Here is a 25,988-nt window from a genome sequence, read left to right on the forward strand (position 1 = left end):
GACCCCACCGATGTCCAAGAACGTCGTGGTGCTGGACTACGGCTCCGGCAACCTGCGCTCCGCCCAGCGCGCCGTCGAGCGCACCGGCGCCACCGTCACCGTCACCTCGGACTTCCGGCAGGCGCTGGACGCCGACGGCCTGCTGGTGCCCGGCGTCGGCGCCTTCGAGGCATGCATGCGCGGCCTCAGGGCCGTCCGCGGCGAGCAGGTCATCGGCCGCCGACTGGCCGGCGGCCGCCCGGTGCTCGGCATCTGCGTCGGCATGCAGATCCTGTTCGAGAAGGGCGTCGAGCACGGCGTGGAGACCGCCGGCTGCGACGAGTGGCCCGGCACCGTCGAGCCGCTGGACGCGCCGGTCGTCCCGCACATGGGCTGGAACACCGTCGACGCGCCCGCCGACACCCGGATGTTCGCCGGGATGGACGCCGACACCCGGTTCTACTTCGTGCACTCCTACGGCGTGCGGCACTGGGTGCTGGAGACCCACTCCGAGAAGATCCGCGCCCCCAGGGTCACCTGGGCCACCCACGGGCAGCCGTTCGTCGCCGCCGTGGAGAACGGCCCGCTCTGGGCCACCCAGTTCCACCCCGAGAAGTCCGGCGACGCCGGCGCCGCCCTGCTGACCAACTGGGTCGACACCCTCTGACGACGGAAGAGTCCACCAGAACATGACCAACCGCCTCGAACTGCTGCCCGCCGTCGACGTCCGCGACGGCCAGGCGGTCCGCCTGGTCAAGGGCGCCTCCGGCACCGAGACCTCCTTCGGCGAGCCGCTCGCCGCCGCCCTCGCCTGGCAGAACGCCGGCGCCGAGTGGCTGCACCTGGTCGACCTCGACGCCGCCTTCGGCACCGGCAGCAACCGCGAGCTGCTCCGCGAGGTCACCGGCCGCCTCGACATCAAGGTCGAGCTGTCCGGCGGCATCCGCGACGACGAGTCGCTGGCCGCCGCCCTCGCCACCGGCTGCACCCGGGTCAACCTCGGCACCGCCGCCCTGGAGAGCCCCGAGTGGGTCGCCAAGGTCATCGCCGAGCACGGCGAGAAGATCGCCGTCGGCCTCGACGTGGTCGGCACCACCCTGCGCGGCCGCGGCTGGACCCGCGACGGCGGCCAGCTCTACGACGTGCTGGCCCGCCTCGACGCCGAGGGCTGCGCCCGCTACGTCGTCACCGACGTCAACCGCGACGGCACCCTGACCGGCCCCAACCTCCAGCTGCTGCGCGACGTCTGCGCCGCCACCGACCGGCCCGTCGTCGCCTCCGGCGGCGTGTCGTCCCTCGACGACCTGCGCGCGATCGCCACCCTGGTACCGGAGGGCGTCGAGGGCTCGATCGTGGGGAAGGCGCTCTACGAGCAGAAGTTCACCCTCGAAGAGGCCCTGGAGGCTGTGTCCCGATGACCGACGAAACCCCGGCCACCACCACCACCGTCCGGCAGTCCGGAAAGTCTCCCCACCAGGACCAGTACGGATTCTCCCGGGCGGTGGCGGCTGGGGACTTCGTCCTGGTCGCGGGCTGCACCGCCTACGACGACGTCGACGCCGTCGTCGAGGGCGACCCGTACGAGCAGACGCTGGCCGCCTTCAGGACGGCCTTCGACGCGCTCGGCGACTACGGACTCACCGCCGCCGACGTGGTCCGCACCCGGCTGTACCTCACCCACGTCCGGGACTGCGACGAGGTCGGCCGCGCGCACAAGGAACTCTTCGGCGAGGTCCGCCCGGTCACCACCATGGTGGTCGTCCAGGGCCTGACCGACTCCCGGATGATGGTCGAGGTCGAGGTCGAGGCCCACCGGCCGGGCCTCGCCCGCACCCTGGCCGAGACCCGGACCTCCGCCGACGCCCCGGCCGAGACCCGGACCTCCGCCGACGCCCCGGCCGAGACCCGGACCTCCGCCGCCCCGGCCGACGCCCCGGACCCGGCCGGCCCCCAGACCTCGGAAGGCACCCAGCCGTGACACTCGCAGTACGCGTCATCCCCTGCCTGGACGTGGACGCCGGACGCGTCGTCAAGGGCGTCAACTTCCAGAACCTGCGCGACGCCGGCGACCCGGTCGAACTCGCCAAGCTCTACGACGCCCAGGGCGCCGACGAGTTGACCTTCCTCGACATCACCGCCTCGTCCGGCTCCCGGGAGACCACCTACGACGTGGTCCGCCGCACCGCCGAGCAGGTCTTCATCCCGCTCACCGTCGGCGGCGGCGTCCGCGCCGTCGAGGACGTCGACCGGCTGCTGCGGGCCGGCGCCGACAAGGTCGGCGTCAACACCGCCGCGATCGCCCGGCCCGAACTGGTCCGCGAGATCGCGCAGCGCTTCGGCCGCCAGGTGCTCGTCCTGTCGGTCGACGCCCGGCGCTGCCCCGAGGGCACCGAGACCGCCTCCGGCTTCGAGGTCACCACCCACGGCGGCCGACGCGGCACCGGCCTCGACGCGATCGAGTGGGCGGCGCGCGCCGCCGAACTCGGCGCCGGCGAGATCCTGCTCAACTCGATGGACGCCGACGGCACCAAAGACGGCTACGACCTGGAGATGATCCGGGCCGCCCGCAAGGCCGTCTCCGTCCCGGTCATCGCCTCCGGCGGCGCCGGCAGACTGGCCGACTTCGCCCCCGCGGTCGACGCCGGCGCCGACGCGGTCCTCGCCGCCAGCGTCTTCCACTTCGGCGACCTGACGATCGGCCAGGTCAAGGACGAACTCCGGGCCACCGGGCACCCCGTCCGCTGACATCCCCCGTGCGATGAGGCGCCCGTCCGGGGCCGCGCCGGTGCGTCACCGGCGCGGCCCCGGCCCTGGTTCCGGCTCCGGCTCCGGCCTGCGTCAGGCCCCGGGCTCCGGCAGCGGCAGCACGTGCGCCAGCGTCTCCAGCGCCTCCGGCGCGCCCTCCGCCGCCACCGCGGCCTGCGCGCCCCGCCCGGACAGGAACAGCACCAGCTCGCCCGGCTCCCCGCTCACCGTCACCACCGGCGCGCCCTTCCGGCGCACCGTCACCTCCCGGCCGTCCGGGTGCACCAGCCGCAGCGAGACCGGCGCCTTCGCGTCACTGAACCGGGCCACCGCCGGCACCCGCTTCCACAGCGCCTCCGCCAGCTCCGCGCCCACCGGCTCCGGCTCGAACGGCACCGCCCGGCGGACGTCCTCCGCGTGCACGAAGAACTCCACCAGGTTCGCCGCCCCGTCCACCCCCGGCAGGTTGAACGGCGACCAGGCCGGCGGCCCCGACCGGAACGACTTCACCACCCCCTCGTACCCCCGCCCCGCGACCTTCCCCTGCACCCGCTCCGTCCACCCGGCCAGCGCCCCGACCCGGATGCCCGCCGCCGCGTCCGGCCGCCCCTCCCGCACCACCAGGTGCGCCGCCAAGTCCCGTGTCACCCACCCCTCGCACAACGTCGGCCCCTCCGGGCCCGCCGCCGCCAACAACCGACTCAACCGGGCCCGCTCGCCCTGCGCAAGACTCACCATGCGCCCAGCGTACGGCGCGGGCGGCCTACTTGAGCGGTCCGGTCATCTTGCGCGGCTCCTGCCCGTCCCGGACGGTCACCGCGCAGCTGACGTCGCGGTAGCCCTGCTGGTAGAACGTCGAGAGCGGGACGAGCGGGCTGTTGACGAAGGGACCGCCGCCGCCCTGCCGCTGCTGCGCGTCGGTGAAACCGGGCTTGCAGAGCTCCAGCGTGGCCTGGATGACCGAGCGGTCGTCGGTCAGGCCCTCCGGCAGCACCACGTTGACGATCGTCTCGGAGTCGTGCGGCTGGTCGCACGGGACGGCCGTGTACGCCTCGACCGGGCTGTTCCGGACCCACGGCGCCAGCAGGCAGGTGCCGGGCGCGAAGAACGCGTACGGGTACGTCTTCGACGGGCTCGGACTCGGGCTCGGGCTGGGGGAGGGACTCGGCGGCGGCGCGGCGGCGGGCTTCTTCGGGGCGGGCCACAGCAGCGCCACCACCGCCGCCGCCACGACGAGCGCGGCCACCAGGCCCGCCAGGAAAGCCTTCTGTCGACCGCTCATGCGGACCCCCTCCATCCAAGGACATTCTGAGGGCACGACAGCTGTCACGTCAGTCCTTTCCGGGCATCGGTTTGCTCATCCTTTGCATGCTGATCAGTAGGATGACCGGCCTGTCGGACGGGATGTACGAGAAAGGCAACTGCCATGGGGGACAGCGGGTTTCAGGTCGAGCCGAGCGTGCTCGACCGGTACTCGTCGCTGCTGGCCGAGCAGGCGGAGCAGCTGAGGCGGATCGCGGAGGCCACCGCGGCGATCACCCTCTCCTCGGACGCGTTCGGGCACCTGCCGAACGCCCAGCACCTGGCGTCGGCGTTCCAGGAGCACGCCGGTGCCGGCCGCGAGAACGTCGGGCTGCTCGGTGACGCGGTGCACGGCAGCGCGCAGGGGCTGTCCGGGGTGTCGCGGAACTACACCGACCACGAGGAGTACGTCGCGGGCACCATGAGCGGGGGCCGGTGATGGCGCACGGGACCAGGCATCACACCTCGGGCGGTTCGGGCGGCTCGGGAACCTCCGGCACGACGCACGGCGCCGACCACCCGCGGCAGCCGGCCGCGCCCGCGCCCGGCCACGGCACCGGCCCGGCACCGCACGTCGGGGACCCGCGCCAGATCCGCACCGGCGCGCGCACACCCGCCGAGAACGCCGAGGACGGCGGGAACGGCGGGAACGGCGGGAGCGGTGAGACCGGAGGCGAGGACGCGGCGCCGGTGGACCCGCGGCAGTCCTGGTTCAGCGGGGCGCTCAAGGAGGCCGGGACCGGCGCGGCGGGCAGCCTGGGCGGCAGGGCCGGCGACTACGTCGGGGAGAAGCTGTTCGGCTCCGGGGAGGAACCCGAAGGGACGGACCGGCCGGGCGGACCGGGGGAGTCGGCGGGGCCCGAGGGCGTCGGCACGCTGCCCGCCCCGTCGCCCGGGTACGCGGGGGGCGGGATCGGCGGGATCGGCGGGGCCGCCGGAGCGAGCACGCTGCCCGGGTACGGCCTGCCGGGCGCGCCGGGCGGTCCGGCCGACGCGTACGCGTGGGCCCGGGCGCAGATCGAGCGGACGTTCCAGGAGCTGCCGGAGGCCGAGCACGAGTCGCGGGGTGGCCTGGGCGGGGCGCTCGACGAGGCGGTCGAGTGGGCGCTGGAGGAGTCCGGCCTGCTGGACATGCTGGAGAAGGTCACCGGCAACCTGGCGGAGCTGAACGACGCCACCGCGCAGTGGCAGGCCCAGGCGGCCGCGGTGCACTCGGTCGCGGCGGAGCTGCGCTCGGGCGCGGTGCCGGTGGCGGCGAGCTGGCAGGGGGCGGCGAGCGACGCGTTCGGCGGTCACATGGGCGACGTCGCGGACGCGCTCGACCGGACCGCCGAGGAGATGCTGCAGACCGCGCAGATCATCAACTCGGCCGCGCAGGAGTGCGCGATGGCCGAGGGCATGGTGATCCAGATCATCACCGAGGCGATCGAGGCGCTGATCGCCTCGCTGGCCGCCGAGGCGGTGCTCTCGGTGGTGACCTTCGGCGCGGCGGCGCTGGTCGGCGCGCTGATCGACGAGGCGGAGATCGCCACCTTCGTGGCCCGGGTGGCGCAGGTGTCCACCAAGCTGGCGAAGGCGCTGGAGGAACTGCTCAAGGCGCTCCAGGAGATGGGCGAGGCGGTCAAGGCCACCCGCAGGCTCGGCGACGTCGCCAAGGTGGTGGAGAAGATGAAGAAGGTCGAGACGGCCTTCAACGAGGTCCGGAAGCTGGAGGAGGGCACCGGCAAGGCCGCCAGGATCGCCCGGAAGCTCGACGAGAAGGCCACCGAGAAGGTCGGCGACTGGGCCCAGGACCGGATCAAGGCCGGGCTGGGCATCGACGAGGACGACCGGGAGGGCGTCCGGATCGGCGACGGCACCCTCAAGGGCGGCCTCAGGGCGGCCGGGCAGTCCGCCCTGGGCGTCGCCAAGGAGGGCCTGAAGAGCGACGTCGACAAGAACGCGGTCGAGCGGGAACTGCTGGGCGACCTCGGCCTGGAGCAGCAGCCGACGCCCTACCGGGTGGACCGCTCGCGGATCCAGACGGCGTTCGGCTGACCGCCGCGGCACCGCCGCCCGCTCCACGGGTCCGACGGCCGCCGGGAGCACCGCCGCAGCACCGCCCGCCCCACGGGTCCGACGGCCGCCGGGAGCACCGCCCGGCGGCCGTCGGCCGGTGGCGGCCTGCGAGAATGGGGGCATGTCGACCACTCCCGCCGCCCCCGGCAGCACCGCCCTGGACCCGGCGATCGCCGCCCGGCTCAAGCGCACCCCGGACGGGCTGCTGCCCGCCGTCGCCCAGCAGTACGACACCGGCGAGGTGCTGATGCTCGGTTGGATGGACGACGAGGCGCTGCACCGCACGCTGACCACCGGCCGCTGCACCTACTGGAGCCGCAGCCGGGCCGAGTACTGGGTGAAGGGCGACACCTCGGGCCACGTCCAGCACGTCAAGCAGGTCGCGCTGGACTGCGACGGCGACACCCTGCTGGTCCGGGTCGACCAGGTCGGTGCGGCCTGCCACACCGGCGACCGGACCTGCTTCGACGCCGACGTGCTGCCGCTCGCCCAGTAGCCTGTCCCCGACCGTCCCCGGACCGTCCCGCCCGCCCGTCCGCTCCTCTCATCTGATCGGTGCCCCATGGACCTTGAGGCCTTCCGCACGCTCGCCGCTGACACCCGGGTCATTCCCGTCACCCGCCGGCTCCTGGCGGACGGCCTCACCCCGATCGGCGTCTACCGCAGCCTCGCCGCGGAGCGGCCCGGCACCTTCCTGCTGGAGTCGGCCGAGCAGGGCCGCAGTTGGGCCCGCTACTCCTTCGTCGGGGTGCGCTCCGGCGCGGTGCTCACCGTCGGCGAGGACGGCGGCGCCCGCTGGCTGGGCGAGCCCCCGGTCGGCATCCCCACCGGCGGCGACCCGCTGGAGGTGCTGCGCGCCACCCTGGCCGCCCTGCACACCCCCCGGCACCCGGACGACGGCCTGCCGCCGCTCACCGGCGGCCTGGTCGGCTACCTCGGCTACGACGTGGTGCGCCGCCTGGAGAAGCTGCCGAACCTCACCCCGGACGACCTGCGGCTGCCCGAGCTGACCCTGCTGCTCGCCACCGACCTGGCCGTCCTGGACCACGCCGACGGCACCGTGCTGCTGATCGCCAACGCGGTCAACCACAACGACCTGGCCACCGGCGTCGACGAGGCGCACGCGGACGCCGTCGCCCGCCTCGACGCGATGGAGGCCGACCTGCGCCGCCCGGTCGACCCCGGCCTGGCCACCTACACCCCGACCGCGGTCGAGGCGCACTCGCCGTTCGGCGGCGCGCCGTACCGCAAGGCGGTCGAGGTGGTGAAGGAGCGGATCCGGGCCGGCGAGGCGTTCCAGGTCGTCCCCTCGCAGCGCTTCGAGGCGCCCTGCCCGGCCTCCGCGCTCGACGTCTACCGCGTCCTGCGCACCACCAACCCCAGCCCGTACATGTACCTGTTCCGCTTCCCCGGGCCGGACGGCGGCGCGGAGGGCGGCTTCGACGTGGTCGGCTCCAGCCCCGAGGCGCTGGTCAAGGTGGCCGGCGGCGAGGCGATGCTGCACCCGATCGCCGGCACCCGGCACCGCGGCGCCACCCCGCACGAGGACGCCGAGCTGGCCGCCGAGCTGCTCGCCGACCCCAAGGAGCGGGCCGAGCACCTGATGCTGGTCGACCTGGGCCGCAACGACCTGGGCCGGGTCTGCGCGCCGGGCTCGGTCGAGGTGGTCGAGTTCATGACCGTCGAGCGCTACAGCCACGTCATGCACATCGTCTCCACCGTCACCGGCAAGGTCGCCGAGGGCCGCAGCGCCTTCGACGTGCTCACCGCCTGCTTCCCGGCCGGCACCCTCTCCGGCGCGCCCAAGCCGCGCGCCATGCAGATCATCGAGGAGCTGGAGCCCACCCGCCGCGGCCTGTACGGCGGCTGCGTCGGCTACCTGGACTTCGCCGGGGACTCCGACACGGCGATCGCCATCCGCACCGCGGTGATCCGCGACGAGACCGCGTACGTCCAGGCGGGCGCGGGCGTGGTCGCCGACTCCGACCCGCACGCCGAGGACACCGAGTGCCGCAACAAGGCGGCGGCGGTGCTCCGGGCCGTCGCCACGGCGAACACGCTGCGCTGAGGCCGGGGCGTGAAGACGGGCCCTAGCGGCCGAGCAGCTCCAGCCGTTCGGCGCTGGGGCTGCCGGGGTCGGCCCGGTAGACGACGAGCAGCTGCCGGGCCTCGGGGCGCAGCAGTTTCTCGTAGTGCAGGTCGAGGGCGCCGACGTCGGGGTGCTGGAACCGGGTGCGGCCGACGGTGCGGCGGCGCACCTCCCGCCTGGCCCACAGGGTCCGGAAGCGCTCGCTGGCGGTGGTGAGTTCGTCGATGGCGGCCAGGAGTCCGGGGTCGGTGCCGTCGAGGGCGAGGGCGGCCCGCAGCCCGGAGACGGCCTTGGCGGTCACGTCGTCCCACCGGGGGTACAGGCGGCGCATCCCCGGTTCGAGGAAGACGGCGCGCAGCGGGTCGTGGCCGACGCCGAAGAACGGGCACAGCGCCGTGGCGAGGCGGTTCGCGGCCACCACCCGCCCGGAGGCCGCCTGGGCGTAGGCGGGTGTCGTCGGCCAGGCGTCCAGGAGCAGTTGCAGGTCCGCGTCCGGCCGGGCCGCCCCGGCTCCGGGCCGGGGGCCGGTGGGCGGGGCCGGGTGGGCGAGGCGGTGCAGGTAGGCCGCCGCCGCCTCGTCCAGCCGTAGCGCGGCGGCCAGGCCGCGCAGGATCTGGTCGGAGGGGCGCCGGTTGCGGCCCTGCTCCAGGCGCAGGTAGTACTCCGGGCTGATGCCCGCGAGCTGGGCGACCTCCTCGCGGCGCAGTCCGGTGACCCGGCGCCGCTCTCCCGGCGGCAGTCCGGCGCGCTCCGGGGTGAGCTGTGCGCGCCGGGAGCGCAGGAAGTCGCCGAGGGTGTCCGGCATCGGGTCCATGCCCCGACGCTAGCGGGCCACCAGGCCGAGCCGCAGCAGGCTCTCGGCGGTGGCGACCACGGCCTCCTCGTCGCCGCGCGGGGTCCAGCCCAGCTCGGTGCGGGCCCGGGTGCCGTCGGCCCGGCGCACCACGCCCAGCTGCGGGGCCAGCTCCCGCATCCGGGGGCTGACGACGGCCAGCGCGCGCAGCAGTCCGGCCGGCGCGGTGCGGGTGGGGGCGGCGGAGGCGGCGTCGCCGAGCCGTTCGCGCAGCACGGCCGCGATCCGGTGGAACGAGACGGGCTCGCCGGCCGTCGCCAGGTAGCGCCGGCCCGCGGCCGCGGGGGCGGTCATCGCCCGGACGTGCAGGTCGGCGACGTCGCGGACGTCCACCGTGTTGGTCCAGACCGGGGGCGCGACCCGCATGCCGCCGCTGAGCATCGCGTGGACGATCCGCACCGAGCTGGAGTAGTCCGGCCCCAGGACCGGCCCGAAGATCCCGACCGGGTTGACGACCGTCAGCTCCATGCCGCCGCCCTCGGTGGCGGCGAAGTCCCACGCCGCCCGCTCGGCGACGGTCTTGGACTTCACGTAGGGGGAGACGCCCGGCCCGTCGAGGTCCGTCCAGTCGGCCTCGGTGAAGACGTGCCCGCCGGCCCGGTGGCCGTAGCCGACGGCGCCGAACGAGGAGGTGAGCACCGTCCGCCGCACCCCGGCGTCCCGGGCGGCGCGCAGCACCCGCAGCGCGCCGTCCCGGGCGGGGACGACCAGTTCGTCCTCGTGCCGGGGAGCGCCGGCGGGGAACGGCGAGGCCAGGTGCAGCACGTGGTCGGCGCCGGCCACGGCCCCGGCCCAGCCCGCGTCCCGGGTCAGGTCCGCCTCGACGTACGCCACCGCCGCCGGGTCGGCGACCCCGGCCGCCCCCAGCATGGACGCGACGTCGCCGCGCCGGGTCAGCGACCGGACGGTGGTGGTTACCGAGTGGCCCTCCGCGAGCAGCCGGGCGATGGTGTGCGCGCCGAGGAAGCCGGTTCCGCCGGTGACGAGTACGTGTGCCATGCCCCCCACCCTCACCCGGGGGCGCCGCCGCCACCAGGCCCCGCCGACCCTGGTACCCGCGGGGACAGGACGTGCGGACCGGGGGCGGGGGCCGGGCGCGGGGTGAGGTCGGGGACACTGGGGGAGTGAGTGAGACGCCTGCTTCCCCGAAGTCCCGCGGCACGTTGGGGCTGATGCTGTTGCTGACCGCGCTGGGTGCCGTACTGGTCCTGACGTCGGTGGGCCGGACCTGGGCGCAGGGGGTGGCGCCCGGGATGGGCGGCAGCCGGATCGCGGTGAGCGCGAGCGGGAGCAGGCTGACGGCGCTGCCGACCGGCATGGCGCTGGTGGCGATGGCGGCGGCGGTCGCGGTCTTCGCGGTGCGCGGCCGGACCCGGGTGCTGGTGGGCGCCCTGACGGTGCTGGCGGGCGCGGGCGCGGTCGTCGGCGCCGTGATCGGGTACACCGACACCGCGGGGCTGCACGCCGTCGCGGCGGGCCAGCTCGCCCTGAGCAGCGGCCGGGCCGAGGAGATCACCCGGACGGCATGGCCCTGGGTGGCCCTGGTCGGCGGGCTGCTCCTGGTGGCGGCGGGCGCACTGACCGCCCGGTTCGGCAGCGGCTGGCCGGCCATGGGCTCCCGCTACGAGGCACCGACCCGCAAGACGGCAGCCACGGGGCGGGCGGCCGGCCCGGCCGACCTGTGGAAGGCGTTGGACCGCGGCGAGGACCCGACGGGCTGATCCGGCCCGCTGGCCCGGCTGTGCCGCCTGAGCCGACCCGGCTGAGCCCACCGCACCTGACCGGCTGACTCGACCGGCCGGCCCGGCCGCCCTCTGGAAGGCCCTGGACCGCGGCGAGGACCCGACCGGCCGACTCGGCGGGCCGGGCCCGCCCACCGTCCCGGCCCACTGGCCTGGCTGTGCCGCCTGAGCCGATCGACCGGGCCGAACGGCCGGCTCGACCGGGGGTGCCTGCCCGCCCGGCCCGGCTGCCCGCCCGGGTCGGCCGATCCACCGGCCCGTCCACCGCCCGGTCCGGCCGCGGCCGGATGTGCGCGGCACCACCCCGACCCGGCTTGGGGGCGCCGTGTTCGGCCCGGCACAATGGGGAGCGTCAACCCGTCGAGCGCCGCCCCAGGCCCGCCCGACCGGGCCCCGGAGAAACAAGGAGCACCAACAAGATGGCTGCAGCAGCGCACGGCCACACCCCCGCCGCGTGGACCGGCGTGGTCATTTCCTTCGTCGGCTTCTGCATCGCGGGTGTCGCGATGATCATGCCGAACGTCGTGCTGGTCATCGCGGGCCTCGCCGTGGTCCTGATCGGCGGCGTGGTCGGCAAGGCCATGTCGATGGCGGGCATGGGCCGGCAGCCCAGCAAGAACTTCGCGCCGGTCACCGCCGAGGAGCGCACCGCGGTCACCGCGGGCTGATCGCGGCGGAGCCGCGCAGCGGCGCACCGGACGGCGGGCCCTCGGGCCCGCCGTCCGGCGTTTCGGGGCCGGGCCCGGTCCGCCCGGGGGCACAATCGTCCCCGTGAACGCTCCCGCCGCCCCGTCCCGGCCCGAGGGCTCCGCGGCGCGCCGGCTGGTCCGTCCGCTGGCCGCGCTGGCGGCCGTCGCGCTGCCGGCCGGGTTCGTCGCCCTGGTGGACCCGAACACGCCCGGCCACTACCCGGTCTGCCCGTTCCTGCGGGCCACCGGCTGGTGGTGTCCCGGCTGCGGCGGGCTGCGCTGCGTGCACGCGCTGGTCCGGGGGGACGTGCCGACGTCGGTGCACGACAACCTGCTGGTGGCGGTGCTGGCGTTCGGGCTGCCGGCGCTCTGGGCGGCCTGGACGGTGCGGGCGGTGCGCGGACGGCCGGGTGGCGGGGGGCGGCGGCTCACCGGCCGGCAGGCGGGGGTGCTGGTGCTGGCGGTGCTGCTGTTCGCGGTGGTGCGGAACCTGCCGGTCGGCGCGGGCCTGGCACCGCCCCTCGAATGAGCGGCGTGCACCGGGCGTACGGCGGGGCCGGAGCGCCCGCCGGGCGGTCCGCCGATCGAGACGCGCGCCGTGCGGATGCGGAGTGCGCCCCCCGCGCCCGATACCATCGAATCGAAAGGCCGGGACCGCGCTCGACGCCCCGGCCGCACCAGCGAAACACGATGGGGGCGCACGCGTGACTGTGCTCGACGAGATCATCGACGGGGTCCGGCAGGACCTCGCCGAGCGACAGGCCCGGGTCTCCCTGGACGAGCTCAAGGAGCTCGCCGCCAAGGCGCCCGAGGCGAAGGACGGCGTGGCCGCGCTGCGCGGCGACGGCGTCCGGGTGATCTGCGAGGTCAAGCGCTCCAGCCCGTCCAAGGGCGCGCTCGCGGCGATCGCCGACCCGGCCGCGCTGGCGGCCGACTACGCGGCCGGCGGGGCCGCCGCGATCAGCGTGCTCACCGAGCAGCGCCGCTTCGGCGGTTCGCTGGCCGACCTGGACGCGGTGCGCGCCGCCGTGGAGACCCCGGTCCTGCGCAAGGACTTCATCGTCACCGCCTACCAGCTGTGGGAGGCCCGCGCGCACGGCGCGGACCTGGCGCTGCTGATCGTCGCCGCGCTGGAGCAGCCGGCCCTGGTCTCGCTGATCGAGCGGGCCGAGTCGATCGGCCTGACCCCGCTGGTCGAGGTGCACGACGAGGAGGAGATCGCCCGCGCGGTGGACGCCGGCGCGCGGATCATCGGCGTCAACGCCCGCAACCTCAAGACCCTCGAGGTCGACCGGAACACCTTCGGCAACGTGGTGGACGCCATCCCGGCGCACATCGTGAAGGTCGCCGAGTCCGGGGTGCGCGGGCCGCACGACCTGATCACCTACGCCAACCAGGGCGCCGACGCGGTGCTGGTCGGCGAGTCCCTGGTCACCGGCCGGGACCCGCGGACCGCGGTCGCCGACCTGGTCGCCGCCGGGGCGCACCCGGCGCTGCGCAACAACGGGCGGGGCTGACCTCCGCCGTGTCGATCGCCACCCGTCTCGCCCCCGGCTGCCGCCCGCGCGGCTGCCGCGCGCCCGCGCGCCGGGTGCTGGGGCGACGGGTGCGGTACGTGATCGGCTGCGAGCCCGGACAGGTCCCCGGGCGCCGATGGCGCGGGCCCCGCGGCCGGCTCCTCTAGCTCCTCGCCGGAGGACCCGGCCCTTCGCGAGGGGGCCGGCACCCGCCGCGGCCCCCACGTCCACGCCGTCAATCCTTCATCCGAGGACGGATCATGTCCGAGCACTACCTTCCGGGCGCCCAGGTGCCCGACGCCCGCGGTTACTTCGGCGCCTACGGCGGCCGTTTCATCCCGGAGGCGCTGGTCGCCGCCGTGGAGCAGGTCGCCGAGGAGTACGAGAAGGCCAAGAACGACCCGGCGTTCGCCGCCGAGCTGGACGCCCTGCTCAAGGACTACACCGGCCGGCCGAGCCCGCTGACCGACGTCCACCGGTTCTCCGCGGAGGCCGGCGGGGCGCGGGTCCTGCTCAAGCGCGAGGACCTCAACCACACCGGCTCGCACAAGATCAACAACGTGCTGGGCCAGGCGCTGCTGACCCGCCGGATGGGCAAGACCCGGATCATCGCCGAGACCGGGGCCGGCCAGCACGGCGTGGCCACCGCCACCGCCTGCGCGCTGTTCGGCTTCGACTGCACCATCTACATGGGCGAGGTCGACACCCGGCGGCAGGCGCTGAACGTCGCCCGGATGCGGATGCTGGGCGCCGAGGTGATCCCGGTGACCTCCGGCAGCCGCACCCTGAAGGACGCCATCAACGAGGCGTTCCGGGACTGGGTCGCCAACGTCGACTCCACCCACTACCTGTTCGGCACGGTGGCCGGCCCGCACCCGTTCCCGATGATGGTCCGCGACTTCCACCGGGTAATCGGAGTCGAGGCCCGGCAGCAGGTGCTGGACCGCACCGGGAGGCTCCCGGACGCGGTGGTCGCCTGCGTCGGCGGCGGCTCCAACGCGATGGGCATCTTCCACGAGTTCATCCCGGACGCGGGCGTCCGCCTGATCGGCTGCGAGGCGGCCGGCGAGGGCGCCGAGACCCCGAAGCACGCCGCCACCCTGACCAAGGGCGACCCGGGCGTGCTGCACGGCTCGCGCACCTACGTGCTGCAGGACGAGGACGGCCAGACCATCGAGTCGCACTCGATCTCGGCCGGCCTGGACTACCCGGGCGTCGGCCCGGAGCACGCCTGGCTGAAGGACACCGGACGGGCCGAGTACCGCCCGGTGACCGACCGGGCGGCGATGGAGGCGCTGCGGCTGCTGTCCCGCACCGAGGGGATCATCCCGGCGATCGAGTCCGCGCACGCCCTGGCCGGCGCGCTCGAACTCGGCCGCGAGCTCGGCCCGGAGGGGACGATCCTGGTCTCGCTCTCCGGCCGCGGCGACAAGGACATGCACACCGCCGCCGAGTTCTTCGGCCTCTACGACGCCGAGGGAACCAACTGACCATGGCCGACACCAAGCTCACCACCGCCCTGGCCGCCGCGAAGGCGGAGGGCCGCGCGGCCCTGATCGGCTACCTGCCGGCCGGCTTCCCGACCGTGGACGGCGGCATCGCCGCGATCAACGCCCTGATCGAGGGCGGCTGCGACGTCGTCGAGGTCGGCCTGCCGCACTCGGACCCGGTGCTGGACGGCGCGGTCATCCAGACCGCCGACGACATCGCGCTGCGCGGCGGCGTCAAGATCAAGGACGTGCTGCGCACCGTCGCCGAGGTCGCCGCCGCCCACCCGGCCGTGCCGGTCCTGGTGATGACGTACTGGAACCCGGTGGACCGCTACGGCACCGCCCGGTTCGCCGCCGACCTGGCCGCCGCCGGGGGAGCGGGCTGCATCCTGCCGGACCTGCCGGTGGAGGAGTCCGAGGAGTGGCGCAAGGCCGCCGCCGAGCACGGTCTGGACACCGTGTTCGTGGTCGCCCCGTCCTCCACCGACCACCGGCTGGCCGAAGTCACCGCGGCCGGCTCCGGCTTCGTGTACGCGGCCGCCGTGATGGGCGTGACCGGCACCCGGGCCGCGGTCGGCAACCTGGCCGAGGACCTGGTGGCCCGCACCCGCGCCACCACCGCGCTGCCGGTCTGCGTCGGCCTGGGCGTCTCCGACGCCGACCAGGCCGCCGAGGTCGCCGCCTTCGCGGACGGCGTGATCGTCGGCTCGGCGTTCGTCCAGCGCCTGCTGGACGCCGCGGAGCCGGCCGACGGCGTCGCCGCGGTCCGCGCGCTCGCGGGCGAGCTGGCGCGGGGCGTCCGCCGCAGGTAACCGCACCACGACCGGGAACCGCCCGGGGAGCGACCGCCGCTCCCCGGGCGGTTCTCCGCGTTTCCGGCCGGGTCGGCGCGCGGCGTCGGCCTCCCGGTGCCGCGCGCCCGGCGGGACCCGGAGGGGAGGACCTACTCCGCGAGGGTGAAAAACCGGGCGGCGCCGGTGCGGCCCGGCCCGTCGGCGCCGTTGGAGCCTCCGGTGGTTCGTCGACGAAAGGGTGTCCGGATGGCGCGGGTGCACCGGCAGGTGCTGCTGCGGGCGCTGGCCGCGGGGCTGGCGCTGGCCGTCGCGCTGGTCGGAAGCGGGGGCGTGGAGCGGGAGTTGGCCCGGCGGGGGGCCGAGCGGGCGGTGTCGTGCCGGTCGGCGGACGCGGTCTGCGCACCGCCGGGACGATGATCCGGAAAATCGGACGTATGACCGTTTAAGGTCGCTCATACGGCGTAACTCGCCAATGTGGAGGAACCCCCCGCCATCCCCTACGGTTCATCAGGCAGGAAACGGTGGAACGCGCCCGAGGGGGAACCGAACTGATGGCCAGTCAGCAGGTCGAGCACGGCCGGGTGGGCGGGCTGCGCCGGGCGGTGGACGGCGCGGCGGCCGAGTGGTTCGGCCTGGCGGTGCGGCTGGGCCTGGCGGTGGTGTGGGGCTGGGCGGGCCTGGCGAAGGTCTCCGACCCGGCCGAGGCGGCGCAGGCCGTGCGGGCGTACGAGATCCTCCCCGAGTCGCTGGTGAAGCCGGTCGGCTGGGGGCTGCCGTTCCTGGAGCTGGCGCTGGCGCTGCTGCTGGTGCTCGGTCTCGGGACCAGGATCGTCGCGGTCGTCTCCGGCCTGCTGCTGCTGGTCTTCATCGCCGGGATCTCCTCCGCCTGGGCGCGCGGCATCTCGATCGACTGCGGCTGCTTCGGCGGCGGCGGCGCGGTGGACGAGTCGCAGACCAAGTACCTCCAGGAGATCCTGCGCGACTCCGGGTTCCTGCTGCTGTCGGCGTGGCTGGTCTACCGGCCCCGGACGAAGCTCTCGGCGGACGCCTGGCTGGCCGCCTGACGCCGCGCGTCCACCGCCACCGATCAGACGAAACCGACCCCTGGACTGGCAAGAGCACCCCATGAGCGAGAAGAACCGAGAAGGCAAGCGCGACGCCCGGGACAAGATGCGGGAGTCCCGGGCCGCCGAGGAGGCCAAGGCGCGGCGCAACAAGAAGCTGGCGGTCGGCGGCGTGGTGGCCGTGGTCATCGCGGCGGCCGTGGTGGTCGGCGTGGTGGTGCAGAACCAGCGCTCCAAGCCGGAGACCCCGACCGCCGCCCCGGCGGGCGCGAGCGGCGACAAGAACCTCGTCGTCCCGGTCGGCGGCGCCGACGCCCCGTCCACGCTGACGGTCTACGAGGACCCGCGCTGCCCGGCCTGCGGCAGCTTCGAGCGGAGCTTCTCACCGACCGTCGACCAGCTGGAGGACGCCGGCAAGGTCCGGGTCGACTACCACCTCGTCTCGTTCATCGACCGCTCGCTGGGCGGCAACGGCTCCAAGTACGGCGCCAACGCGCTGGCCTGCGCGCAGGACGCCGGGCACTTCCGCGACTACCACGACGTGCTCTACCGCAACCAGCCGGACGAGACCGCGGACTCCTTCGGCGACAAGCAGACCCTGATCGACCTGGCCGGGCAGGTCCCCGGGCTGGACACCCCCGCGTTCCGGTCCTGCGTCAACGACAACACGTTCGGCGGCTGGGTCTCGGCGGTGCAGCAGGACTTCGACAAGTCCAGCTACAAGTCGACCCCGACGGTGCTGCTGAACGGCGAGGCGATCTACCCGAAGAAGGGCGACGAGCAGATCAGCCCGGAGAACCTGGTGAAGTGGGTGGACGCGGCCAACCAGGGCAAGACCCTCGGTACCCCCGGCTCGCACGGGCAGAGCCCGGCCCCCAGCACGACCGCCGGCGAGTCGAACAACCCGCCCTCGCCCTGACCGCCCCCGCCCCGATCCCTGATCCCTCCCCGCGCCCGGCCCAGACCGGGCCGCGTGACGCTACCGTGACCCGCTCCGGTGCCGGTGGTGCCGGTGGGACACGGTAGCGTCGAGAGTGCCATGGATCTCGCATACATTCCGAGCCCGTCGCGGGGCGTCCTCAACCTGGGGCCCGTCCCGCTGCGCGCCTACGCCTTCTGCATCATCATCGGTGTCGTCGTGGCCGTGTGGCTCGGCAGCAGGCGGTGGGTCGCCCGCGGCGGCGGCCGCCACACCGTCGGCGACATCGCGGTCTGGGCGGTGCCGTTCGGCCTGGTCGGCGGTCGGCTCTACCACGTCATCACCGACAACCAGCTGTACTTCGGTGCGGGCAAGCACCCGATTGACGCGCTGAAGATCTGGGAGGGCGGCCTCGGCATCTGGGGCGCCATCGCCTTCGGCGCGGTCGGCGCCTGGATCGGCGCCCGCCGCCGGGGCGTCCCGCTGCCCGCCTACGCCGACGCGATCGCCCCCGGCATCGCGCTGGCCCAGGCCTGCGGCCGCTGGGGCAACTGGTTCAACCAGGAGCTGTACGGCCGCCCCACCACCCTGCCCTGGGGCCTGAAGATCGACAAGACGCTCCCGGACGGCACCGTGGTCCAGGGCGTCTACCACCCGACCTTCCTGTACGAGTCGCTCTGGTGCGTGCTGGTCGCGGTCCTGGTGATCTGGGCCGACCGGCGCTTCACCCTCGGCCACGGCCGGGCCTTCGCGCTGTACGTCGCCGCCTACACGCTGGGCCGGTTCTGGACCGAGTGGCTGCGGATCGACGAGGCGCACCGTTTCTTCGGCCTGCGCCTGAACGACTGGACCGCGATCCTGGTCTTCGTCGGCGCGATCGTCGCCTTCGTGCTCTCCGCCAGGCTCCGCCCCGGCCGCGAGGACCCGGACGCGATCGACCCGCAGGCCACCCGGGAGCGCGCCGAGGCCGGGGCCGCCGCCGCGGAGGCCGAGCCGGGGAACGAGCCGGAGCCGCAGGACGCCCCGGCCGCCGCCCCCGCGCGGGTCGCCGACGACGCCGAGCACACCGATCACACCAAGGACACCGAGGCCGCCAAGGTGCCCGGGGACGCCGAACGGCCCTCCTGAGCCGAGGCTCCCGACCCCCCTCGGGGCCGCCCCCGCCGAGACCGGCGGAGGCGGCCCCAACTGCCTTTGGGCAGGCTTACTTTGCTGGAAACGCGCAGGTCAAACGGCTACGTTCGAAGGGCACCAGCAAGCCCGGCCGATCCGCGGCCCGGGGGGAACCGCCGTGCCCGGAAGGGGAGCCGTCCGCATGAGCACCATCACCGCAGACCCGCACACCGACAGCCCGCAGCCCCGGATACCCGACGCCGACCACCACCGGGACGTCAACGGCGGCTGGCTGCGCCCGGCCGTGTTCGGCGCGATGGACGGCCTGGTGTCCAACTTCGCGCTGATGACCGGCGTGGTCGGCGGCGCCGCCGCGCCGGGCACCGTGGTGCTCACCGGCCTGGCCGGGCTGGCGGCCGGCGCGTTCTCCATGGCGGCCGGCGAGTACACCTCGGTGGCCTCCCAGCGCGAGCTGGTGGAGGCCGAGCTGGAGGTCGAGCGGATCGAGCTGCGGCGCAACCCGCAGGGCGAGCTGGCCGAGCTGGCCGAGCTGTACGCGGCCCGGGGCGTCGACCCGGAGCTGGCCCGCGAGGTGGCCCGGCAGCTCTCCGCCGACCCCGAGACCACGCTGGCCGTGCACGCCCGCGAGGAGCTCGGCGTCGACCCGGAGGACCTGCCCTCGCCGCTGGTCGCCGCGCTCTCCTCGTTCGGCTGCTTCGCGCTCGGCGCGCTGCTGCCGGTGCTGCCCTACCTGCTGGGCGCGACCACGCTCTGGCCGGCCGCCCTGCTGGCGGTGCTGGGCCTGTTCGGCTGCGGCGCGGTGGTGGCCCGGGTGACGGCCCGCAGCTGGTGGTTCTCCGGCCTGCGGCAGCTGGTGCTGGGCGGGGCCGCGGCGGGCGTCACCTACCTGCTGGGACGGCTGATCGGCGGGGCCGTCGGCTGACCCGCCACCCGGCCGTCACCCGGACGGCCTTGTACGAAAATCCAGACCTCTGTATAGTTATGCCATGAGGCGCGTGATGTTCCGCACATGGGCCTGAGCCCGCGCCTTGCCCTAGTCTCGACATCCGGCCGTCGACCCCGGGAATCGCAAGCGGGGCGGCGTCGACTTCGAAGAATCCCAGGTGGGACTCCTGAGGCGCGTGTGGCGAGGGCGTTTCGCCCCTGTTTCCCGGCCTCCGGCAGGGGGCACACTGGAGGGAACGCGCGACGCTGCGCCTTTCCCCCATCCGCCCCCTGACCTGGGGATCAGTCCGGGATGTGGACGCATGAATCCACTTCCCGGTCCAGGCGGCATCATGTAACCTGCACCGACAAATCGCATCAGGGCCAACGTCGTCCCTTTGCATGAAGCAACTGTTTACGACGACGGGAGAGCCGATGCTGTCTGCATCCATGCACTCCGGCCACGAGGACGCCAAGGCCGCCGGCCCCTACGCCCTCGTTCCGGACGCGCGTCCCCAGGCCCAGGGTCTCTACGACCCGCGCAACGAGCACGACGCCTGCGGCGTCGGCTTCGTGGCCACGCTGACCGGCATCGCCGACCACAAGATCGTCGAGCAGGCGCTGACCGTCCTGCGCAACCTGGAGCACCGGGGCGCCACCGGCGCCGAGCCGGACTCCGGTGACGGCGCGGGCATCCTGACCCAGATCCCGGACGCGTTCCTGCGGGCGAACACGGACTTCGAGCTCCCCGCCGTCGGCTCCTACGCGGTCGGCATCGCCTTCCTCCCGGAGGACGACGAGCAGGCCGCCGCCGCGGCCGCCCGGATCGAGGCCATCGCCGCCGAGGAGGGCCTGACCGTCCTCGGCTGGCGCGACGTCCCGGTCACCCCCGACCTGCTGGGCGCCACCGCCCGCAGCGTCATGCCGCGCTTCCGGCAGCTCTTCGTGACGCACGCGGACCGCACCGGCATCGCGCTGGACCGGGTCTCCTTCGTGCTGCGCAAGCGCGCCGAGCGGGAGGCCGGGGTGTACTTCCCCTCGCTCTCCGCCCGCACCCTGGTCTACAAGGGCATGCTGACCACCGGCCAGCTGGAGCCCTTCTTCCCCGACCTGTCGGACCGGCTCTACGCCTCCGCGATCGGCCTGGTGCACTCGCGCTTCTCCACCAACACCTTCCCGAGCTGGCCGCTCGCCCACCCGTACCGCTTCGTCGCGCACAACGGCGAGATCAACACGGTCAAGGGCAACCGGAACTGGATGACCGCCCGGGAGTCCCAGCTCGCCACCGACCTGATCCCCGGCGACCTGGACCGGATCTTCCCGATCTGCACCCCGGACCACTCCGACTCGGCGTCCTTCGACGAGGTCCTGGAGCTGCTCCACCTCGGCGGACGCTCGCTGCCGCACTCGGTGCTGATGATGATCCCGGAGGCGTGGGAGAACCACGCCACCATGGATCCGGCCCGCCGCGCGTTCTACCAGTACCACTCCAACCTGATGGAGCCCTGGGACGGCCCGGCCTGCGTCACCTTCACCGACGGCACCCAGATCGGCGCGGTCCTGGACCGCAACGGCCTGCGCCCGGCCCGGTACTGGATCACCGAGGACGGCCTGGTCGTGCTCTCCTCCGAGGTCGGCGTGCTCGACATCGACCAGGAGAAGGTCGCCAAGAAGGGCCGCCTCCAGCCCGGCCGGATGTTCCTGATCGACACCGCCGAGCACCGCATCGTTGAGGACGAGGAGATCAAGTCCGCCCTCGCCGCCGAGCACCCCTACGAGGAGTGGGTCGCGGGCGGGCAGATCCAGCTCGCCAAGCTCCCCGAGCGCGAGCACATCGCCCACACCCACGCCTCGGTCACCCGCCGCCAGCAGACCTTCGGCTACACCGAGGAGGAGCTGCGGGTCATCCTCGCGCCGATGGCCCGGACCGGCGGCGAGGCGCTCGGCTCGATGGGCACCGACTCGCCGATCGCCGCGCTCAGCGAGAAGCCGCGCCTGCTGTTCGACTACTTCACCCAGCTGTTCGCCCAGGTCACCAACCCGCCGCTGGACGCGATCCGCGAAGAGCTGGTCACCTCGCTGCACAGCAACCTCGGCCCCGAGGGCAACCTGCTGGACGCCAGCCCGGCGCACTGCCGCTCGGTCGGCATCACCTTCCCGGTGATCGACAACGACGAGCTGGCCAAGCTGGTCCACATCAACAAGGACGGCGACCAGCCCGGCCTGAAGGCCGTCACCCTGTCCGGCCTGTACAAGGTCGCGGCCGGCGGCCGGGGCCTGGCCGCCCGGCTGGCCGAGATCGCCGCCGAGGCCGACGCCGCGATCGCCGACGGCGCCCGCATCGTCGTCCTCTCCGACCGGCACTCGGACGCCGAGCACGCGCCGATCCCGTCGCTGCTGCTCACCTCGGCGATCCACCACCACCTGATCCGCACCAAGCAGCGCACCCAGGTGTCGCTGCTGGTCGAGGCCGGCGACGTCCGCGAGGTGCACCACGTCGCGCTGCTGGTCGGCTACGGCGCCGGCGCGGTCAACCCGTACCTGGCCATGGAGTCGGTCGAGGACCTGGTCGCCCAGGGTGTGTTCGTCTCGGACATCGAGCCCGAGAAGGCGATCAAGAACCTGATCAAGGCGCTCGGCAAGGGCGTCCTGAAGGTGATGTCCAAGATGGGCATCTCCACCGTCGCCTCCTACCGCGGCGCGCAGGTCTTCGAGGCCATCGGCCTCTCCCAGGAGCTGGTGGACGCCTACTTCGCGGGCACCACCACCAAGCTCGGCGGCATCGGCCTGGACGAGGTCGCCAAGGAGACCGCCGCCCGCCACGCCAAGGCGTACCCGGCCTCCGGCATCTCCGCCGCGCACCGCGCGCTGGACATCGGCGGCGAGTACCAGTGGCGCCGCGAGGGCGAGCCGCACCTGTTCGACCCGGAGACGGTCTTCCGCCTCCAGCACTCCACCCGCGCCAAGCGCTACGACGTCTTCAAGCAGTACACCGGCCGGGTGAACGCCCAGTCCGAGCGCCTGATGACGCTGCGCGGCCTGTTCCAGCTGGACGCCCTGGGCCGGACCCCGGTCCCGATCGACGAGGTCGAGCCGGTCTCCGAGATCGTCAAGCGGTTCTCCACCGGCGCGATGTCCTACGGCTCCATCTCGATGGAGGCGCACGAGACGCTCGCCGTCGCGATGAACCGGCTGGGCGGCAAGTCCAACACCGGCGAGGGCGGCGAGGACCCGGAGCGCCTGTACGACCCCGAGCGCCGCTCGGCGATCAAGCAGGTCGCCTCCGGCCGGTTCGGCGTCACCTCCGAGTACCTGGTCAACGCCGACGACATCCAGATCAAGATGGCCCAGGGCGCCAAGCCCGGCGAGGGCGGCCAGCTGCCCGGCCACAAGGTCTACCCGTGGGTGGCGAAGACCCGGCACTCCACCCCGGGCGTCGGCCTGATCTCCCCGCCGCCGCACCACGACATCTACTCCATCGAGGACCTCGCCCAGCTGATCCACGACCTCAAGAACGCCAACCCGCAGGCCCGCGTCCACGTGAAGCTGGTCTCCGAGGTCGGCGTGGGCACCGTCGCGGCCGGCGTCTCCAAGGCGCACGCCGATGTGGTGCTGATCTCCGGCCACGACGGCGGCACCGGCGCCTCCCCGCTGACCTCGCTCAAGCACGCGGGCGGCCCCTGGGAGCTCGGCCTCGCCGAGACCCAGCAGACCCTGCTGCTCAACGGCCTGCGCGACCGCATCGTGGTGCAGACCGACGGCCAGCTGAAGACCGGCCGCGACGTGGTGATCGCCGCCCTGCTGGGCGCCGAGGAGTTCGGCTTCGCGACCGCCCCGCTGGTGGTCTCCGGCTGCATCATGATGCGGGTCTGCCACCTGGACACCTGCCCGGTCGGCGTCGCCACCCAGAACCCGGTGCTGCGCGAGCGCTTCACCGGCAAGCCCGAGTTCGTGGTCAACTTCTTCGAGTTCATCGCCGAGGAGGTCCGCGAGCTCCTCGCCGAGCTGGGCTTCCGCTCGATCGAGGAGGCCGTCGGCCACGCCGAGCACATCGACGCCCAGGCCGCGATCGACCACTGGAAGGCCGCCGGGCTCGACCTGGCCCCGCTGTTCCACGTCCCCGAGCTGCCCGAGGGCGCGGCCCTGCACCACACCACCGGCCAGGACCACGCGCTCGACAAGGCCCTCGACAACCAGCTCATCGAGCTGGTCGAGGACGCCCTGGAGCGCGGCGAGGCGGTCCGCATCCAGCTGCCGATCCGCAACGTCAACCGCACCGTCGGCACCATGCTCGGCCACGAGGTGACCAAGCGGTACCGCGGCGCGGGCCTGCCCGAGGGCACCATCGACGTGACCTTCACCGGCTCGGCCGGCCAGTCCTTCGGCGCCTTCGTCCCGCGCGGCGTCACGCTGCGCCTGGAGGGCGACGCCAACGACTACGTCGGCAAGGGCCTGTCCGGCGGCGTGCTCGTGGTCCGTCCCGCCCGGGACGCCGCCGCGATCGGCGCCGACGCGCAGAACCACGTCATCGCCGGCAACACCATCGGCTACGGCGCCACCTCCGGCCGCATCCACCTGCGCGGCAAGGCCGGCGAGCGCTTCGCGGTCCGCAACTCCGGCGCCACCCTGGTGGTCGAGGGCGTGGGCGACCACGGCCTGGAGTACATGACCGGCGGCCGGGTGCTGATCCTCGGCGAGACCGGCCGCAACCTGGCGGCGGGCATGTCCGGCGGCATCGCCTACGTGCTCGACCTCCGCCCGGCCAACGTCAACAGCGGCATGGTGGGCATCGAGGCCCCCGGCGCGGCCGACCGCGAATGGCTGCGCGAGACCGTCCAGCAGCACTACGAGGAGACCGGCTCCACCGTCGCCGCCGCGCTCCTGGCCGACTGGGGCAGCGGGGTCTCCCGCTTCTCCAAGATCATGCCCACCGACTACAAGGCTGTGCTCGCCGCCAAGGACGCCGCTGAGCGCGATGGCCTCTCCGAGGTGGAGACCACTCGCAAGATGATGGAGGCGGCAAATGGCTGACCCCAAGGGCTTCCTGACCACGCCCAAGCAGCTGGCGGAGCGCCGTCCGGTGGACGTCCGGCTCCGCGACTGGAACGAGGTCTACGTCGAGCGCAGCCTCCTTCCGATCATCACCAAGCAGGCCGGCCGCTGCATGGACTGCGGCATCCCGTTCTGCCACAGCGGCTGCCCGCTCGGGAACCTGATCCCCGAGTGGAACGACCTCGCCTACCGGGACGACTGGTCCGGCGCGATCGAGCGGCTGCACGCCACCAACAACTTCCCGGAGTTCACCGGCCGCCTGTGCCCGGCTCCGTGCGAGTCGGCGTGCGTGCTGGGCATCAACCAGGACCCGGTGACCATCAAGAACGTCGAGGTCACCATCATCGACAAGGCCTGGGACCGCGGCGGGGTCACCCCGCAGGTCCCGGAGCGGCTGTCCGGCAAGACCGTCGCCGTGGTGGGCTCCGGCCCGGCCGGCCTGGCCGCCGCCCAGCAGCTCACCCGGGCCGGCCACACCGTGGTGGTGTACGAGCGCGCCGACCGGATCGGCGGCCTGCTGCGCTACGGCATCCCCGAGTTCAAGATGGAGAAGCGCCACATCAACCGCCGCATCGAGCAGATGCGCGCGGAGGGCACCCGCTTCCGCACCGGCGTCGAGGCCGGCGTCGACATCAGCGGCCAGGACCTGCGCTCGCGCTTCGACGCGGTGGTCATCGCGGCCGGCGCCACCACCGCCCGCGACCTGCCCGTCCCCGGCCGGGAGCTGAACGGCGTCCACCAGGCGATGGAGTACCTGCCGCTGGCCAACAAGGTCCAGGAGGGCGACTACGTCGACTCCCCGATCTCGGCCAAGGGCAAGCACGTGGTCGTCATCGGCGGCGGCGACACCGGCGCGGACTGCGTCGGCACCGCGCACCGCCAGGGCGCGGCCTCGGTCACCCAGCTGGAGATCATGCCGCGGCCGTCGGACGCCCGGCCGACCCACCAGCCGTGGCCGACCATGCCGATGACCTACAAGGTCACCTCGGCCCACGAGGAGGGCGGCGAGCGGGTCTACTCGGTCTCCACCTCGCACTTCGTCGGCGACGAGGACGGCAACGTCCAGGAACTGCACCTGGTCGAGGTCGAGTTCAAGGACGGGAAGTTCGAGACCGTCCCCGGCAGCGAGAAGGTCATCCCGGCCCAGCTGGTCACCCTGGCGATGGGCTTCACCGGCACCGACGTCAAGAACGGCCTGGTCGAGCAGCTCGGCGTCGACCTCGACGCCCGCGGCAACGTCGCCCGGGACGGCAAGTTCGGCACCAACGTCGACGGGGTGTACGTTTGCGGTGACGCCGGTCGTGGTCAGTCGCTGATCGTCTGGGCGATCGCGGAGGGCCGCTCGGCCGCCGCGGCGGTCGACGCGTACCTGGGCGGCAAGACCGCGCTCCCCGCCCCGATCAAGCCGACCGACCGTCCGCTGGTGGTCTGACCGACCGCCGGCCGGTGGTCCGACGACCACCGTCCCCAGAACGCCCACGCCCCCCGCGAGGGGGGTACGGCCGACAAACACCGACCCGCCAGAGCCGCCGGGACCCGGTCATCGCGACGCCTGCCCACTCCCCGACCAGGTAAGGGCAGGCGTCGTTGTCGTTCCCGGCGGCCTTCCCGGGGGCGTTCCCGGCGGCGGGCGGTGC

Annotated in this window: 25 protein-coding genes and 1 pseudogene; 22 read left to right on the forward strand and 4 right to left on the reverse strand. The window is 74.0% G+C overall.

Features of this window, described 5'->3' with window-relative positions:
• The first annotated feature begins 10 nt into the window (after positions 1-10).
• The 4 genes and pseudogenes from hisH to hisF all read left to right on the forward strand — a co-directional run bounded on the left by hisH (position 11) and on the right by hisF (position 2,724).
• Positions 11-646, forward strand: a complete 636-nt coding sequence (hisH, locus tag K353_RS09780) for an imidazole glycerol phosphate synthase subunit HisH (protein ID WP_111553178.1) — start codon at positions 11-13, stop codon at positions 644-646.
• A gap of 22 nt (positions 647-668) precedes the next feature.
• The gene (priA, locus tag K353_RS09785; protein WP_100835759.1) at positions 669-1,397 is read left to right on the forward strand and encodes a bifunctional 1-(5-phosphoribosyl)-5-((5-phosphoribosylamino)methylideneamino)imidazole-4-carboxamide isomerase/phosphoribosylanthranilate isomerase PriA; all 729 of its coding nucleotides are present in this window, start codon (positions 669-671) and stop codon (positions 1,395-1,397) included.
• A pseudogene (locus tag K353_RS09790) lies at positions 1,394-1,795 on the forward strand (RidA family protein); the annotation flags it as partial. The gene priA and the pseudogene K353_RS09790, both read left to right, overlap by 4 nt.
• 158 nt (positions 1,796-1,953) lie before the next feature.
• Positions 1,954-2,724 carry an imidazole glycerol phosphate synthase subunit HisF gene (gene hisF, locus K353_RS09795; protein WP_111553180.1) on the forward strand — a complete coding sequence of 257 codons (771 nt, stop codon included), beginning with the start codon at positions 1,954-1,956 and terminating at the stop codon, positions 2,722-2,724.
• Positions 2,725-2,817: 93 nt separating this feature from the next.
• On the opposite strand, the gene K353_RS09800 is transcribed toward hisF, so the two are convergent.
• Positions 2,818-3,462 carry a TIGR03085 family metal-binding protein gene (locus K353_RS09800; RefSeq protein ID WP_111553181.1) on the reverse strand — a complete coding sequence of 215 codons (645 nt, stop codon included), beginning with the start codon at positions 3,460-3,462 and terminating at the stop codon, positions 2,818-2,820.
• Positions 3,463-3,487: 25 nt separating this feature from the next.
• Entirely contained in the window at positions 3,488-4,006 is a 519-nt protein-coding gene (locus K353_RS09805; protein WP_158585380.1) for a septum formation family protein, read from the reverse strand.
• Between the two features lie 144 nt (positions 4,007-4,150).
• Between K353_RS09805 and K353_RS09810 the strand changes: the two genes are divergently transcribed.
• From K353_RS09810 to K353_RS09825, 4 genes are all read left to right on the forward strand, one after another.
• On the forward strand, positions 4,151-4,465 hold the full coding sequence (locus tag K353_RS09810; protein WP_146616433.1) for a hypothetical protein: 315 nt from the start codon (positions 4,151-4,153) through the stop codon (positions 4,463-4,465).
• The gene (locus K353_RS09815) at positions 4,465-6,063 is read left to right on the forward strand and encodes a WXG100 family type VII secretion target (RefSeq protein ID WP_111553184.1); all 1,599 of its coding nucleotides are present in this window, start codon (positions 4,465-4,467) and stop codon (positions 6,061-6,063) included. Before K353_RS09810 ends, K353_RS09815 begins: the two co-directional genes overlap by 1 nt.
• A gap of 142 nt (positions 6,064-6,205) precedes the next feature.
• Positions 6,206-6,580 (forward strand): phosphoribosyl-AMP cyclohydrolase, encoded by a 375-nt coding sequence (gene hisI, locus K353_RS09820; RefSeq protein ID WP_100835751.1) that lies wholly within the window; start codon positions 6,206-6,208, stop codon positions 6,578-6,580.
• 66 nt (positions 6,581-6,646) lie between these two features.
• Positions 6,647-8,152, forward strand: a complete 1,506-nt coding sequence (locus K353_RS09825; RefSeq protein ID WP_111553185.1) for an anthranilate synthase component I — start codon at positions 6,647-6,649, stop codon at positions 8,150-8,152.
• Between the two features lie 22 nt (positions 8,153-8,174).
• On the opposite strand, the gene K353_RS09830 is transcribed toward K353_RS09825, so the two are convergent.
• Positions 8,175-8,987 carry a helix-turn-helix domain-containing protein gene (locus K353_RS09830; protein ID WP_199528050.1) on the reverse strand — a complete coding sequence of 271 codons (813 nt, stop codon included), beginning with the start codon at positions 8,985-8,987 and terminating at the stop codon, positions 8,175-8,177.
• Between the two features lie 9 nt (positions 8,988-8,996).
• On the reverse strand, positions 8,997-10,025 hold the full coding sequence (locus K353_RS09835; protein ID WP_111553186.1) for an NAD-dependent epimerase/dehydratase family protein: 1,029 nt from the start codon (positions 10,023-10,025) through the stop codon (positions 8,997-8,999).
• A gap of 125 nt (positions 10,026-10,150) precedes the next feature.
• Here K353_RS09835 and K353_RS09840 point away from each other — a divergent pair, with 125 nt between their 5' ends.
• From K353_RS09840 to K353_RS09895, 14 genes are all read left to right on the forward strand, one after another.
• On the forward strand, positions 10,151-10,747 hold the full coding sequence (locus K353_RS09840; protein WP_233533475.1) for a TIGR02234 family membrane protein: 597 nt from the start codon (positions 10,151-10,153) through the stop codon (positions 10,745-10,747).
• A 440-nt stretch (positions 10,748-11,187) separates the two neighbouring features.
• A complete protein-coding gene (locus tag K353_RS09845; RefSeq protein ID WP_111553188.1) occupies positions 11,188-11,436 on the forward strand; it encodes an HGxxPAAW family protein in 249 nt (82 codons plus the stop codon).
• 103 nt (positions 11,437-11,539) lie between these two features.
• Positions 11,540-11,986, forward strand: coding sequence for a DUF2752 domain-containing protein (locus K353_RS09850; RefSeq protein WP_111553189.1), 447 nt, complete (start codon positions 11,540-11,542; stop codon positions 11,984-11,986).
• A gap of 175 nt (positions 11,987-12,161) precedes the next feature.
• Positions 12,162-12,974: an indole-3-glycerol phosphate synthase TrpC gene (trpC, locus tag K353_RS09855; protein WP_111553190.1), complete on the forward strand. Its 813-nt coding sequence runs from the start codon at positions 12,162-12,164 to the stop codon at positions 12,972-12,974.
• 8 nt (positions 12,975-12,982) lie between these two features.
• Positions 12,983-13,141, forward strand: a complete 159-nt coding sequence (gene trpM, locus K353_RS37140; RefSeq protein ID WP_370447579.1) for a tryptophan biosynthesis modulator TrpM — start codon at positions 12,983-12,985, stop codon at positions 13,139-13,141.
• A gap of 90 nt (positions 13,142-13,231) precedes the next feature.
• Positions 13,232-14,464, forward strand: coding sequence for a tryptophan synthase subunit beta (gene trpB / locus K353_RS09860; RefSeq protein ID WP_111553191.1), 1,233 nt, complete (start codon positions 13,232-13,234; stop codon positions 14,462-14,464).
• A gap of 2 nt (positions 14,465-14,466) precedes the next feature.
• Entirely contained in the window at positions 14,467-15,276 is an 810-nt protein-coding gene (trpA, locus tag K353_RS09865) for a tryptophan synthase subunit alpha (RefSeq protein WP_111553192.1), read from the forward strand.
• A gap of 228 nt (positions 15,277-15,504) precedes the next feature.
• Positions 15,505-15,675 carry a hypothetical protein gene (locus tag K353_RS34290; RefSeq protein WP_158585381.1) on the forward strand — a complete coding sequence of 57 codons (171 nt, stop codon included), beginning with the start codon at positions 15,505-15,507 and terminating at the stop codon, positions 15,673-15,675.
• A 134-nt stretch (positions 15,676-15,809) separates the two neighbouring features.
• The gene (locus K353_RS09870) at positions 15,810-16,322 is read left to right on the forward strand and encodes a MauE/DoxX family redox-associated membrane protein (RefSeq protein ID WP_199528051.1); all 513 of its coding nucleotides are present in this window, start codon (positions 15,810-15,812) and stop codon (positions 16,320-16,322) included.
• Positions 16,323-16,383: 61 nt separating this feature from the next.
• Positions 16,384-17,241 (forward strand): thioredoxin domain-containing protein, encoded by an 858-nt coding sequence (locus K353_RS09875; RefSeq protein WP_111553193.1) that lies wholly within the window; start codon positions 16,384-16,386, stop codon positions 17,239-17,241.
• A gap of 120 nt (positions 17,242-17,361) precedes the next feature.
• On the forward strand, positions 17,362-18,369 hold the full coding sequence (gene lgt / locus K353_RS09880) for a prolipoprotein diacylglyceryl transferase (RefSeq protein WP_111553194.1): 1,008 nt from the start codon (positions 17,362-17,364) through the stop codon (positions 18,367-18,369).
• A gap of 187 nt (positions 18,370-18,556) precedes the next feature.
• A complete protein-coding gene (locus K353_RS09885; protein WP_111553195.1) occupies positions 18,557-19,297 on the forward strand; it encodes a VIT1/CCC1 transporter family protein in 741 nt (246 codons plus the stop codon).
• A 452-nt stretch (positions 19,298-19,749) separates the two neighbouring features.
• Positions 19,750-24,330, forward strand: coding sequence for a glutamate synthase large subunit (gene gltB, locus K353_RS09890; RefSeq protein ID WP_199528056.1), 4,581 nt, complete (start codon positions 19,750-19,752; stop codon positions 24,328-24,330).
• The gene (locus K353_RS09895) at positions 24,323-25,783 is read left to right on the forward strand and encodes a glutamate synthase subunit beta (RefSeq protein ID WP_111553197.1); all 1,461 of its coding nucleotides are present in this window, start codon (positions 24,323-24,325) and stop codon (positions 25,781-25,783) included. The genes gltB and K353_RS09895 overlap by 8 nt, the downstream gene beginning before the upstream one ends.
• The last annotated feature ends 205 nt before the right edge of the window (positions 25,784-25,988 follow it).

Source organism: Kitasatospora sp. SolWspMP-SS2h, assembly GCF_003259315.1.
Lineage (GTDB): Bacteria > Actinomycetota > Actinomycetes > Streptomycetales > Streptomycetaceae > Kitasatospora > Kitasatospora fiedleri.